The organism is Priestia sp. MDV22-iso46, from assembly GCF_058629175.1.
Genome location: NZ_JBZVWT010000005.1, coordinates 46,109 through 60,509, shown reverse-complemented (window position 1 = coordinate 60,509; position 14,401 = coordinate 46,109). Strand labels below are relative to the sequence as shown.

The window sequence follows — 14,401 nt, the reverse complement described above, 5'->3', positions numbered from 1 at the left end:
TTTCTACTATTACAGATGTAAATAATCTTGTTTTAATGCTTTTCCTATTTCATCCATTAAACCTCTTCTAACTTTGTATCCAGAGAAATCCTTTTCAATAGATATTAATTGCTTAATTACTTTTATATCAACTTTAAATTGATCACAAAGTAGTTCTAAGTCTGATACTTGTTCTTTATCAAATAATGGACGGTCATCAATTTCCCAATCTAGAGAATAGCCCATAATCTCTTCAAAGATTCTTGGAACCTGATCTTCCCAATCTCCATGTTTAAACCAGATTTTACGAATCGCTTTTAGCTCTTCAGTACTTATAAGTTCATAATGAGGATCATCTGGATGTTTTAAATCTTTTTGAACTTCCAAGAGCTTTGTAAGGATTTCTTGTCGCGTTTCCAATGTGAAAGGCCCTAAACCAAGTTGCGCATATTTAGTTACTATTTCACCATCCAATGTTTCTTCTTCATAGGTAACTAAAATTTTGTAATCTTCGGGAGCACTCAAATCAATATTGTTTTTTGAAAGATAATTTTTCAATGCTTCCTTCTCAACGATTGCATACTGATCAAGTGGTATATGTTGCTTTGGTCTTCCAGATTTTTTTGGAATTAATACATGTGGCACGTCATCAATATCTACAATTCTTACTTCTTTAAAGTAGGTATGACCGTTCATTCTATATTTCATTCTTCGAGTTCGATCATCTCTAATGGCAGATAGCCAATTTCTAAAATCAAGTAAAGGTTTCATCCAATCATGACCACTTTGAATAAAGCCACTTAAAGCTTTATCTTCATTAACTACTGTACATACCCAGCAACCAAATCGACTGTTACCACATGACCCCGCACTTTCCTTAATTGATTTATCAATTACAAGAGGGCACTCGCCACTGTTAGAATCTTGATAAAGTCGATGAAGCTCATGATTATCATCACCCCAAGGAGAAGGATGGTTAAGTAAATAATTCCAAACGTCATCAAGTGTAAAACTTCGGATAGGAGCATACACATAAGCATTTGATAAAGTGGAATGTCTCATGAAAGTCTTTCCTTCCACACTATGAGAGCGAATTACATTTCCACGAGTAGCACTTTCATCTTCGCGAACTCCTAATACCATGATAACTTCTCCAAATGAAGATACCTTATCCATGATGAATTGATTAGCCGGATCAATTTTCAATCTATCCGTACACCATCTAAATTTTTGGTTTGGAGAAGGATATCCTTTACCTATAATGTTAACCCAGAATGACTGTTCGGCAACTGGCTTCACTTTATGGGTTTCTATTGGTAGATCTCTGCTTAACGCTTCATCTTGAATTCTTCTAAGTGTTTGATTAATTGAATTTATAATTAAAGGTGTCTCTACTAATGTATCTGAAGAAATAACATATACTTTTTTATGCAATTCTTCTTTAGGCATTTCACATAATGCTTCAAATACTAGTTGAACTACAACTGTAGAATCCTTTCCCCCACTATATCCTACTACCCATGGGCGATCGTCTTCCTTATATGCTTTTTTTATTCTCTCTTTTGCGTCATCAACAAAAGGTACTTGTTTTGATAAAAGATTACTAATGATGCCATTGTTCATAGTTAAACTACTCCTTGAAAAAATTTGTCTTCTAATGTTTGTTCAGCATCACTTAAAGGTAGACCAATTAATTGCTTAATTTTATTAGAAGTTAATTGAATGGTGGAAGAAGTCTTTTGAATACGACCATTCTGATTAAATGCACGACCTAACCAATCCTTAGTGTTACTTCTATTCCAATCTATGTTCGACAACCTTTGAATATAATTCTCCCAATCCTTAGGGTGATGTTTTTTTAAGTATTGTCCTACTAAGCCAACAGCTTCAATAAACACACCATGTCCCACAATAAAGTTTGCTCTTAATTCGCGAGGCGTCAATTGTTTTTGAAAAACCATGTTCCATTCTACAATAGAATCACATAAAACTAACCAAAAACGCTTTAAAAACTCTTCTTCTTCCTGCGTAATTTCATCACCTTTAGACTTACCTACTAGCTTTAAATTCGTGTTAAATATATGATTTAGAGCTAATATCTTAGGTGAGTTTTTTGATAATGATACTTTTTCTTTGTCTGTGTATCTACTCAATAAAGGTGTAGAGGTTACAACATCTTTTGTTATAAGTGATAAGCGATCTCGATAATCATAAAGGATCCCTATAGAAGAAGTCGTATTTACTGCATGTCTATTCAAATCCGAAAAAATTTGTTGGGATTTTTTTAGACCTTCATCATGAAAAAAAACAACTGATATTGTTTCATTTCCAAGCTCTGGAGATATTTTCAATGCTTCCTCAATAGCTGCTCTTCGATGTTGACCATCATTAATTAAGAACCTTGCATCAAGTGAAATTCTTAATTGCCCTAGATCTTTCGATGATGGGTCATTGTTATAAGGTTTAAATTCGATTTCTCCATCTATCGATGCGGTAATGGACGAGAATACATAATCTTCTTGGTTTTCTACTATGTAGTTTGTCATCTCCGGTATTCTGGCTTTATTTAAAATTCTTTGAGCTCTATATTCAGGTGGAATCTCTTCCTCATCAAAAAGAAAGATTTTTGGAATGATGCGAAGTGGACACATCGCAACAAAGTATTCTTTACCAGCCTGCATTCCTCTAATAGAAGGAAAATTATAACTAAATGTGGCGTCCATGTTCGAACCTCCTTATTACGTACGTAAAAGATAAATTGATTATAAAACAATTGACGTTAAGATACAATAAAAAAAGCCGAATGAAAGTTCGGTTTTTTTATATTTACTATTTAACTTTATTATTTGAATATATTCTATTTGGAAAATATAACCTCTAATACAACCATAGGGAAAATATAAAGAAGATATGTTAAAATTGAAATGAAATGGAAAATGATTATAGTAATCGGAGATGATTAATAAATGAGTTCCCAAGAGGTCTTTTTTTTAAGCTTCTTAGAAGATATAAATCCTACAGCAGCTCAAAGTGCTAAAAAGATGCAAGAATTAATATATGAAGATCCGAGTAGTTCTATTATGAAGGCCAGACTGTTCGCTGAAGCAATTCTTAATGACATATTTAAACTCGAAAAAATACAAGAACCTTATGTAAATACTTTATATGAGAAGATCTCGTATTTAACAAGAAATGATTATATTGAAAGAGAAATTCAAAAATCATTTGATACCATACGCTTATCTGGCAATAAGGCTGCTCACGACGGGCAATTTAATGATATTACAGAGGCTTTCAAGCTGCATAAAGAAATGTATAAGATTGCAGTTTGGTTTTATGAAGTATATACCTCAGAACAACTAGATTTACCTGTCTATGAGCTCCCTAAACCTCGACACCAAGAGAATATAGAAGATATTGTAAAAAAACAATTACTCGACCTTTTTGGCCCTGAAGGGTTAAAGATAGCCCAAAAGGAGACAACCTCGGAGAAAGAAAAACCTCAATTTGTAGAGGAAATGGCATCTCCAGATCATAATTATAAGCCTTCTCTTTTAAATAAGGATTTAGAAAAAGGCCAAAGTTACCTAATAAGGGAGTTAAACAGATTAAAAGATTCATCTAAAGAAGCAATTGAAAATGCAAATAATTTTAGTACTTTCAAGGACTACATGCATGTAGATCGAAACATTCAACTAGATTTGGAAAACATATTAGAACGTAATAAAAACAGAGAAAAAGGTAATTTAATTTTATTATGCGGTAGTGTGGGAGACGGAAAATCTCACCTTTTAGCATACCTCAAAGAAAAGAAACCTGAGTTAATAAAAGACTATAAGATCTTTAATGATGCAACTGAAAGTTTCTCGCCTGACAAAGATGCAATGGAGACTTTAGAGGAGATCTTAAACAACTTTTCTGATGAGAAAATTGACCATTCAACTCAGAAAGTAATTCTCGCAATTAATATGGGAGTATTACATAACTTTATTAATGCAAAGCACGAAGAGTATTCGTATAAAACCTTAAGGCATTTTATTGAACAAAGTGATTTATTTTCTCAAAGTATAACTACTTACTTTAGTGACGAGAATTTCGATTTACTAAGTTTTGGTGATTATCAATCATATGAGCTAACTGAGAAGGGACCTAATTCAACCTTCTACTCTTCCCTACTAAAGAAGGTATGCACCCCTTCAGAAGAGAACCCCTTTTATTTAGCCCTGGAAGAAGATAAAAAGAATGAAGTTAATAGTATTGTTCATGCAAATTACCAATTAATACAGAATAAATTTGTTCAAGAGCAGATTATACAGCTGATTATACAGACAATTGTTAGAAAGAAATTAGTTATCTCAGCTCGTGCTTTCCTTAATCTCATTGCTGATATTTTAATTCCGGACAATATTCAAAACATAGAGCTTATGTCCAAATTTGATATTCTGGAGTTCTCATTACCAAATCTTTTGTTTAATCGAAAAGAACGATCTTCAATTCTTCAAGCTTTAAGCCAATTAGATCCTATTCATCATCGATCTGTTTTTATTGATCAATTAGTAGTTGAGCTTAGTACGCTCAATGATTGGAATAATGTAATTGAAAATTATATACAAGAGGAAATATCACAAAGTTGGTTTAAACCTTTTATCTGCAAAGAAAATTTGACAGACTATTCTTTCAATTTGTTTTTTGAGACATTTATTAGAAGTACGTTTTTAACCAATGAGAAATTTGCTTCTAATATTGCTGATCACAATTATTTAGACTTTCTTAAAAACCTTTATTATTTCAATGTCGGAGATAAAAGAAAAATCAAAAGCTTTTATGATGAAATTAAAACAGCGATCTTTAAATGGAAAGGCAGCCCAAAGAAAGACTACATTTACGTAGATAAAGCTTCTGAAAAATATCGTCTAGCACAGAAATTGGAGTTAAAACCTTCAATCTCTCATCTAAAACCAAGTACAAAAGAGATAATAGAGTCATTTAGATCTTTTATCACACTTGCTTATAATGATGGAAAACAAGAAAATAATATCTTTTTAGATATTGATTTTCCTTTATATCAATTACTAATGAAGGTACGAGAGGGATACTGTCCAAATAAAAAAAATGAAGAAGACGCAATTAAATTTGTCGAATTTATTGAAAAACTTATGGTATATGGAGATAAGAAAAAAGAAATGCTTGTCCATTTCCCTAAAGATAATAGGTTTTATACGATTAAGCGTGATACTTTTGATTCATTTGTATTTGAAAGGGAGTAAATTTAAATGGTTCAGACCTTGGATAGAGAATATTTAAAAAATCATCTAGAGCAAACAAAAAGGCACGACACAGGAAAGGTTTTGGATATATTACCTTTTTCGTCCAACAGAAAAAAATCTATTAGAGGACAATTTAATCAGATTCTTGGTGAATATATAAGAAATATCTGTGATTTTGAGCTAAACAACAAGGCCTTTAGAGAAAAGGAATTTGTTCTATCTACAGACAGTCATGAATTGAGTGAGCATATTGCAAATAATGTAGATTACAACGATGACGACGATGCCTATGACTTTGTACGCTTTTTAGACCAATACTTATTTAATCAGAAAGATATTAGACCTATTCACCCTTTCTTATTTAATTATATAGAAGTAGAAAAGACCTTAAAAAATGAAGTTGGGAAATACGGTCAGTTTATGAATGGGACCTTGGTCAAGGAGTCTCCTGAGATAAAGGCTATTTTTAATAATAAAGAATCAGATGATATTTTAACCGAATTAATTTTAGAGATGCTTGACGGAATAGAAGAAAAACAGAGTCAAGGGAAAAATACAAAGAGTAAACAATACCAACCTCTTTTGGCTAATTTCACACGCATTTATCAAGAAGATATTCTGTATTTAAGTAAATATAAGGATTATTTTTTAAGTTCATTTCCTTTATTAACACAATACTATGTTTTTATGTATACATGTCAATTAACTTTGAAGTTCGAACAATTTATTGAAGCTAATATGGAAGATGCTCATCCTTTGTATTTTGCTTTAGAGTGGGAATCTATGAGTAAAAGAAGAAAAGCAACTGATGAACTGGAAAGCTATAAATATATAAAAGAAAACGCCATTAATCTATTCCGACATATTCATACTATCTCACATATTAGTCATAATTCTCTTAATAAAGGTGAAGATGGTACTGAAAAAATTAAGTTCGTTCCATACAGTACTCTTTATCAACTTATAAAGAATAAAGGTGTAGAATATGAGGAAGATTTTTTAAAAGAGATTAACCAATGGATTCAAGATTATTCAAGTTTAAGTTGGCTAAATCTTGATTCAGTGTCGGTTGACGAAGCGAAAACTATTCCTCAAGCCTTCAAATTACTATTCAATTGTCTAAAAGAAGGCACAAGTACAGATGTTGCTAAGAGATTTGGAGAAAATATAGGAGATTTAGGCGCGAACCAATTTTTAAAGACCCGTGGGAATTATGGACAAGTCTTCAATATTAAACATGATTTTCTACTTTTACTAACAGCAGTTTCTGTAAAGGATAAAAGAATCCCTCTAAATGATTTATTTAAAGAGTTAGAAAAAAGAGGAGTAGCATTTGATCGATACTCCAAAAAGGAAATCATAAGTTTATTTGATAACCTGAATATTTTAGATAAAAAAAGTGATAGTGGAGATGCACAGTATGTCAAACCAATTTTATAATTATATTTCTGCATTATTAACAGATTATTTTAAAGAAATAGGGATTAAAAAAGGAGATCGGTTTTACTTACAATTAGATAGTGAATCTGATGTTTCTTATTTAGTTCAAGCGTTAAAGGACATCGAAGGAACTAAATCATTTAGATACAAACATGAGTTAGGAGAGGAATATGAAACTTTTTCTATCCCTTTTCAGAAAATCAATTTAGTAGTAGCACATACCTCAAACAATGTTAAGCCAGATTTTCTTGTTACACTGAGAAATTTAGTTGGAGAGCAAAAAGGAGTTTGGGGAAACACAGCTTTGATTAGTATTGTTTCAGAGCAATTGGACTCCATTCAAGGCGGAAGTAGTGATTTGCAAAAAGAAGGAATGCCTTTACATCCAACCTCACTATTTAATAATTTAAAGAATGAGATTGAAAATAGCGTTTTAGTAAAAATTGATCAAATTATATTATTAGATAACCTTAATAATTTAGTAAAAGAGCAGCCTCTTCAACAAGTTACTTTTTTTGAGTTTGAGGATATTTTTGCTACCTTACAAAAAGGTTCTATTGAAGATAAAGATTATCATAAATTTGGACTTTTCAAAGACTCTGATCTAGATAGTTTCAAAGGTAAAGATCAGAGAGAGCGTCTAAGAGAGAATAGAGAACTTTTCGATTATGTAAGAAAGGTTCACAATTTCGGTCTTAACAAAGAAGACTTAGAAAAACGATTTTCACCAGAAGGTGCAAATGAGCTAATTGAAGAAGCATGGAGAGAAGTACCGTTCTCAAGGGTTTATAAATTTAATGAAGATTATAAGAAACTTAATAAAAAGAAAAAAGTAGACTTAATAGAAGTAAAGACTAACCAGAAGATTAAACCTTGGGATAAACCCTATAAAGAATCGGCTTCAGGGAAGAGAAAAAGACATATTGTAATTTTCAATCCAGATGGTAAAGATCAAGTTGAATTACAGGCTTCCTTTAATCTAGAGGGAAATGTGAAAAGTTTGAGTTCCGATTACCTTAAGGTGCAAAACACTTTTACAAAACACCTTACCATTGAGGTTAAGAAGGCTAATATTTTAGCAAATATTAAGACTGAAAAAGACAGAGCAACATTTGTCCGGTTCTCTTATAAACATGATAACAAAGCTTCCTTAGGTGCTGAATTTTTTATTGCTGTTTTACCCATTGACCCTATCTATCTAGACTTTTACAAATCCAAATATCTAGTTGATCCAAGTGGCGGGTACATAGAGCTTCAATATGAAGAAGATGAATTAAGCTTCGGAAACGGAATTGATATTAAGAAGATAGAAGTAACAGAGGGAAACCAAACGATTACCACCTCTCAAGATCAAAAATTGGTTGTTGTTCCCTTACCAGAAGCTTTTAATGATAATGATGAATTAAAAATCAACGTCAAATTCGAAGAATCCCTTGTACCTATCCTTTTGAAAAATGAACTACCTGAGGCTATGCCAATTACCGGTCAACGAATTTGGAAGCTCATTAGAGAGACAAATAAAGATATTCAATGGATCAAAGAAAATAATCGCTTAGTTTTGGAGAACAGAGAATTTTATTTCCACTCTGAATATCGAGAATTCTTTGAATGGGAAAATGAATGGGTTACAAATGGTTTAAAGTACGCAATATATGAATCCGATCGGTTACTTAACAATAAGGATTTAAAACTTGGTGACGACTTAAAAGAGGCTTATAGCAGATTTATAACATATTTTAAAATCAGAAATTCAATTCCTAGTTTATGTACTGTTACTGATGATTTAAAGAAGCGTTCAATTGATTATATAGAAGAATATAAAAAAGAGATCAGTAAATTTGAAAGTGGAGCCCCTGCTGGACGTAAAGGAAGGGATTTATTTAAATTAGGTACTATCCATTCACATGACATGGTATATTTTACGCCATTTCATCCTCTAATGGTTGCTTTTAAACTGAAAATGTTTGAGTTATTAGGTTCTGAAGATCTGGATAACAGTATTTTAAACAGATTAAATCCAAACGGACTTATTCCATTTTTGTATAATGAAACAGAAACGTTATTTAAACCAGATTATCAGCAGGCTGCTATGGAATGGTTGGCATTCAAGCCAGTGAGTCAAGTATCTGTTTCGGGAGCTAATCAGTATTTAGCGAAAGTTGTTACTGATAAAATCACACAGTTTAAAGAGCATTTTTCGTATCTATTTATTAAAAAATCGCAAGCGCCCCTGCAAATTAATGTAATAAATATTGCCAATGACAAAGAGGTTATTCGAGGAATTTTACAATGGATGATAAAGGAAATTAATAGAGAAGGTTCTGAAAGCTTAAAACCAGTGGAAGTTACTCTATATAAAAAAGAGCATATAGAAAGCTACTTTGATTTATATGCTAGAATTGAATCAATTGATCAGTTTGAGCACCTTTTTGATCTAAAGCTTAAATCAAAGGATGTAGATGCAGATGACATCCTAAGAACAATACGAGAAAAACTCTTCTTTTATAAACAAGAACCAGATGTAGAGCTAAGATATGCTCATATATCCTTTTATAAAATGCAGGCACAAGAAAATCATGCTGTCCAACCACTTAATGGAATGACTTCAGGAATTGCTATTGAGGGTCTTTATTCAAGTGTACCTTCTATGAAAGATGAAGAGACTTATAGAAGTGGTTTCGGAACAAAAGCATATAACATTGATTCTCAAAATTACTTAACTAGTACTGCGTACTATGTCAATGAATTAGCCGCAAATTTGCGCAACGGAGGTAATGATAGCTATAGAAAAGGTGAAGCTATCTTCTCAAGAACGACCACTGCAGATGAGGAAACGTTGAAAAGAATCTTTAAATCATCCTATTGGGTAACATTTGTAGATCCATTAATTGATTTAGAGTTTTTTCATGATTATGATGATGAATTAGTTGTAATTCATTACAACGATCAATATTCTTCTTCAAGTCGTTATGATGCTATAACAGTTACTGATAAAGCACAGCAATATTATGCGGTTATTAAAGAATTTCTGAAACAAAAAGACGTAGAAGGAACAGATGAAAATGTTCTCACCACAATTAAAGCTTTCAATACATTTAACGGTGAATGGCTATTAAGGATTATAGGAAGTAAAGGTCACTATGATCGAGAAAAATTAAGTATTATATCTGCTATCAAATATTCTGTATCTTACTTTGATCATCAAGATATTCTTTGGGTTCCAATTTCTCTCGAAGAGGTATTAAGAGTTGCCGGAGCCGTTAGTCTAAGTAAATCTGATGGAGTATTTACTGCTAAAAACCTTAATGTTACAGGAAGTCATAGTGATGACTTACTATTAATAGGTTTAGAAACTGATAATGAAGCAATTTCACTCCACTTTTACCCCGTTGAGGTTAAAATTGGAATTAATAGAGGAGAAATATTAGATAAGGCAAGGAAACAAGTTCGAAAAACAAAGCAATTATTTATCGAAGCTTTAACTAAACAAACAGAAGACACATTTACCAGTAAATTCTATCGTAACTTTTTTGCCCAGTTATTCATTTCTAATGCTCAAAAGTTGGAACAAAGTAACTTTTGGGAGGAAAAATCATATAGCTTATCAGACGATGTAATTGAAAAATTACTAAAAGATGAATATGTAGTGTCTAACAAGTTGAAAAGTTATATAGGAGATGGAGCAATACTATCTTTTCAAAAAGATGCTTTTCATAGAAGTGCTGAGTTAGAAGATGATGTATTACTATTAAACCTTACAGAAAAAGATGGATACGAAGGTTTGGTCTTTCCACTTAAAGACATGCATCAGTGGATTCAATTGGAGTCAAGCGATTTTATTAAAGAGGATATGCTTTCATTCCGTTATAGGTTAAACGGTGATCAGGAGGAATTGATAACGGAAAATGTTCAATCCGATATTATTCCAGCAAGTGATAAAAAAGAAGCATTTGAAGAAGAGGAACATAATACATCAATCGCCAAAGAATTACCTTCCTACGAGAAAGAGGCAGTAAGAGGCCAGGATACCAGTGTTGTAAGAGAGATTATACCTAACAATGGTATTGATATAGACAATAGCTCTTTATCCAAGGAAGACGATTTTCAGGAAAATGATGAAGATAATTCTTCTGTTGATCAGGTAGAAGAAGGGTCTAGTCCCCTCTCATTAGAACAGTACAGAATTAAGATTGGGAAAGCTGAAAATTCTAATCGGGAGATTTATTGGGAATACGGTAATAAGGGTCTTGCTAATAGACATTTACTGATTTCCGGTAATTCAGGACAAGGTAAAACTTACTTTATGCAATGTCTGCTTTTAGAGAAAGTCAAATTAGGAATTTCTAGTATCGTCATTGACTATACGGAAGGTTTTCTACCTAATCAATTAGAATCTGAATTTGTGGAATTTATGGGGGAGAAATTAAAACAAAAAATTGTTTACAGTGAAAAACTCCCAATAAATCCATTTCAAAAGAACACCCGTGATATTGGTGGAATTCATTTACCTGAATCTAACACTGATGTAGCAGAGCGAATTAAAAGCGTTTTTGCGGCCGTTTATAAATCCTTGGGTATTCAGCAACAAAATGCAATATATGAAGCGATTTTAAAAGGTTTAGAGCTTTATAATGAGCAAATGAGCTTAATAAAGCTAAAAGAACTTCTTGAAGAAGATGGTTCAAGCTATGCTAAAACAGCTCTATCACAAATTAGACCTTTAATCGATCGTAATCCATTTAGCAATGACAATACTATAAATTGGGAAGATATAATACACAGTAATGGAGAAGTTTATGTTATTCAACTTACTGGTTTCCCTAGGGATGTTCAATTAATCATCACTGAATTTATTCTCTGGGACTTATGGAATTATTCTGTGAGATACGGCAACAAAAATACACCTATGCCAGTGATTATGGACGAGGCTCAGAACCTTGACCATACAGAAAAATCACCTTCTGCGAGAATTTTAACCGAAGGTAGAAAATTTGGCTGGTCAGCATGGTATGCGACGCAATTTTTAAAATCGCAATTAGATGCTGGTGAATTAGCAAGGTTACAGATGTCGTCTCAAAAAGTCTATTTCTCCCCTCCAGAGCAGGAGTTATCTAATATTGCAGCAAGCTTGTCTAAAGATAACCATGAGAAAAAGCATTGGGAACATAAGTTAGCTTCATTAAAAAAAGGACAATGTATTGTTCATGGTCCTATAAAAAAAGAAAATGGAGAATTATCTAATCCTACGATCACAGTAGTGGATATTAGTCCACTATCAGAAAGAATATAAAAAAACCACCATTATGGTGGTTTTTTATATTATGCGTAATCTGAAATCTTCCATTGAGGTTTTATTTTCTAGATCTTCTTTTAAATTTCTTAATCCTTTTTCAATAAAAGCTAGCATATGTTTGTGTAAATCATCATCATTTAAAGGTTCATTCACTTCATTAATAATTAGATGTTTGAACAATAAAAATTCCTTATCTTTAATGATGTTATCTGGTATAGTCCACTTATTTTTTCCACTAGTGTATTGCTCTGAAACTGGACCTTCAGAAATTGAAATACCTTTAGCAAGAGCTATTTTTACAGCCATAGGTCTTTCACACTCTAAAGAATCTACAATTCTATCTAATATTGCTTTACCTTCTTCAGACAATGACATTCTTCGATTAGACACTCAATCACCCTTTAACAAAATTGAAATAACCATCTCTGATAACGGTATATTTCTTATTTTCATCATAATCTAACATATATTGTTTATAAGAATTCTTTTCCATTAACGTAATATATTCTTGTGTAATTTCTGTATCTGTAGAAAGAATAATTACCTGGTCGCTCAGTTCTTTATAATAATGGTTAATTAGATGATTTCTATGGTAACTATCTAGTCGACCAAGAGGTGTATCAATAACCATAGGCAACGATAAATCGGAAGCTTTTGTTAATGCCCATATTAGCGCAGAGGCAATCATCTGCATTTCACCAGCTGAACGGTCTTGAATACTGATCTCCTGCATGCGGTCATTATATAGACGAACAGTGTAAGTATTAATATCGAATTCTATCTTGCCAAATTCATCTTGTTTTCTAAATAATTGACGTAACATCTTTGAAAACTCTTCTTTTATAAATGTTGCTTTCATCTTTGTAAGCTCTGAAACATACTGTTCCATTACTTTAATAATGCTTTCTACTTGAATATAACGTTTTTGCAATTCCTCTAAATTCTCATCTTGACTAGACATTCGACTAAGATTATTTAATAAGTTTGCTCTTTCTTCAGAAACATTATTCAGTCTACGGTTTAAAGCTTTAAACTTGGTGTTAATCTCACCTGATTTTTCTACTAAGAGATCAATTCTCTTATTTTCTTCTTCAATATTTACTGCTTCTGGAGCATTACGAATATCGAATTCTAATTTATTTAATTCTTGTTGTAACTTTTCGATTTTGTTTATCAAGTTGACTACTTGGCTTTTATCTTTACTGGTTAGATTGATTAAATAATTGTAGTCATTATTAGATATATCATGAACTTCTTGAAAATCAGAAGGCACAGTATGCTTTATATCATTTTCTTTAATCCAAACCTCTTCACCAATTTTTTTTATTTGTTCCAACTGGTCATCAGTTAAAGCAGGAGTAATGCTCTTACTAAGTAACTGTTCAATAAAACGTCGGTAAGGAGACAAGGAAGCATTTTGTAATAATTTTTTATGATTTATCTCATTCTCTAATTTAAGTTGTTTTTTCAGATCAAGAACTTTATCTTTTAAAATAATGTTTATGATGTTCTTTTCTAGGAAATCATCAAGCTCTTTAGTCGAAAGTTCAAGTTGGGTAGATACACGAGACTGATTCTTTACGATTACTTCACGAGACTTTGAGTTCTGTAAAATTTTCGCATTACGCTCCTCATGTGCTTGACTAATTAACTGCTTATATTTTTGAATATCTGCTAAAAATTTTATCTTCTTACTTTCTAGAGTTGTAATTGTACCCTCAATTTCTTCTGCTTCTCTTTTAATATTATTAAGTTTCACCTGACTAACGGATTTAGCTAATTTATTCTCAAGAGAGTTTTTAAGTGAACGAAGATCAATTAAAAGATGTTTGTGAGCCTCCATACCTGTTATTTTTTGGATAGATTCCTTCATTTCATTACTATTTTGTCGTAGAATAATATCTTTAATTTCTTCCCCATCAAAAACAAAAAAAGGTGCAGCATGGTAAGGAATAATCCTATCTATAAATTTATTAAATACTTCAATATTCTCAATGCGGGCACGTTTAGCAAGACTAGATCCTCTTTTCTTAACATCAAGTTCTCTTTCCTCATGAGTCATTCTTTTGGATTGATCAAAATACCACTTAACTTTTAAACTCCATTCCTCACCTGAATCCGTTTCTAAAATTAAGGAAACAGAGCATTGACGTCCACCTTCATCAAAGAAAGAATTGTTAATAACGTTAGAAAATAATCTTTTATATTCTGATTCAGATATTCCTCTTTTACCAAATAACACATAGAGGATAGCTTTAAGAATAGTTGTTTTTCCAGCACCGTTCAGTCCACCAAGAAGAATAATATTTTGACCCTTTTCTTCTCTAACCTCTTTAGGAATATACAGGTCAATTTCTTGGTAACCATAGTAGGTTTTATAATTGTCAAAAATCAACTTTTTAAGTAACATTAAACCTCACCT

At 31.9% G+C, this 14,401-nt stretch carries 7 protein-coding genes; 3 read left to right on the top strand and 4 right to left on the bottom strand.

Going from position 1 to position 14,401, the window contains the following annotated elements:
- Nucleotides 1–9: 9 nt before the first annotated feature.
- Together dndC and dndB are read right to left on the bottom strand one after the other, a co-directional pair.
- Nucleotides 10–1,602 carry a DNA phosphorothioation system sulfurtransferase DndC gene (gene dndC / locus AC4NPH_RS22990; RefSeq protein WP_491938966.1) on the bottom strand — a complete coding sequence of 531 codons (1,593 nt, stop codon included), beginning with the start codon at nucleotides 1,600–1,602 and terminating at the stop codon, nucleotides 10–12.
- 2 nt (nucleotides 1,603–1,604) lie between these two features.
- Nucleotides 1,605–2,702, bottom strand: coding sequence for a DNA sulfur modification protein DndB (gene dndB, locus AC4NPH_RS22985; RefSeq protein WP_491938965.1), 1,098 nt, complete (start codon nucleotides 2,700–2,702; stop codon nucleotides 1,605–1,607).
- A gap of 243 nt (nucleotides 2,703–2,945) precedes the next feature.
- Between dndB and dptF the strand changes: the two genes are divergently transcribed.
- The 3 genes from dptF to dptH are packed head-to-tail and all read left to right on the top strand — an operon-like array spanning nucleotide 2,946 to nucleotide 11,976.
- Nucleotides 2,946–5,246, top strand: a complete 2,301-nt coding sequence (gene dptF / locus AC4NPH_RS22980; RefSeq protein ID WP_491938964.1) for a DNA phosphorothioation-dependent restriction protein DptF — start codon at nucleotides 2,946–2,948, stop codon at nucleotides 5,244–5,246.
- A 6-nt stretch (nucleotides 5,247–5,252) separates the two neighbouring features.
- On the top strand, nucleotides 5,253–6,686 hold the full coding sequence (gene dptG / locus AC4NPH_RS22975; RefSeq protein ID WP_491938963.1) for a DNA phosphorothioation-dependent restriction protein DptG: 1,434 nt from the start codon (nucleotides 5,253–5,255) through the stop codon (nucleotides 6,684–6,686).
- Nucleotides 6,667–11,976 (top strand): DNA phosphorothioation-dependent restriction protein DptH, encoded by a 5,310-nt coding sequence (gene dptH, locus AC4NPH_RS22970; protein ID WP_491938962.1) that lies wholly within the window; start codon nucleotides 6,667–6,669, stop codon nucleotides 11,974–11,976. The genes dptG and dptH overlap by 20 nt, the downstream gene beginning before the upstream one ends.
- A gap of 24 nt (nucleotides 11,977–12,000) precedes the next feature.
- Here dptH and AC4NPH_RS22965 read toward each other — a convergent pair whose 3' ends face one another.
- Nucleotides 12,001–12,369 (bottom strand): hypothetical protein, encoded by a 369-nt coding sequence (locus AC4NPH_RS22965; RefSeq protein ID WP_491938961.1) that lies wholly within the window; start codon nucleotides 12,367–12,369, stop codon nucleotides 12,001–12,003.
- 4 nt (nucleotides 12,370–12,373) lie between these two features.
- Nucleotides 12,374–14,389: a DNA sulfur modification protein DndD gene (gene dndD, locus AC4NPH_RS22960; protein ID WP_491938960.1), complete on the bottom strand. Its 2,016-nt coding sequence runs from the start codon at nucleotides 14,387–14,389 to the stop codon at nucleotides 12,374–12,376.
- Between the last annotated feature and the right edge of the window lie 12 nt (nucleotides 14,390–14,401).

Excerpts from the sequence above, each read along its gene's own strand:
- dptG (WP_491938963.1), top strand. The coding sequence starts at position 5,253 with ATGGTTCAGACCTTGGATAGAGAATATTTAAAAAATCATCTAGAGCAA.
- dndD (WP_491938960.1), bottom strand. The coding sequence starts at position 14,389 with ATGTTACTTAAAAAGTTGATTTTTGACAATTATAAAACCTACTATGGT.
- dptH (WP_491938962.1), top strand. The coding sequence starts at position 6,667 with ATGTCAAACCAATTTTATAATTATATTTCTGCATTATTAACAGATTAT.
- dndB (WP_491938965.1), bottom strand. The coding sequence starts at position 2,702 with ATGGACGCCACATTTAGTTATAATTTTCCTTCTATTAGAGGAATGCAG.
- dptF (WP_491938964.1), top strand. The coding sequence starts at position 2,946 with ATGAGTTCCCAAGAGGTCTTTTTTTTAAGCTTCTTAGAAGATATAAAT.
- dndC (WP_491938966.1), bottom strand. The coding sequence starts at position 1,602 with ATGAACAATGGCATCATTAGTAATCTTTTATCAAAACAAGTACCTTTT.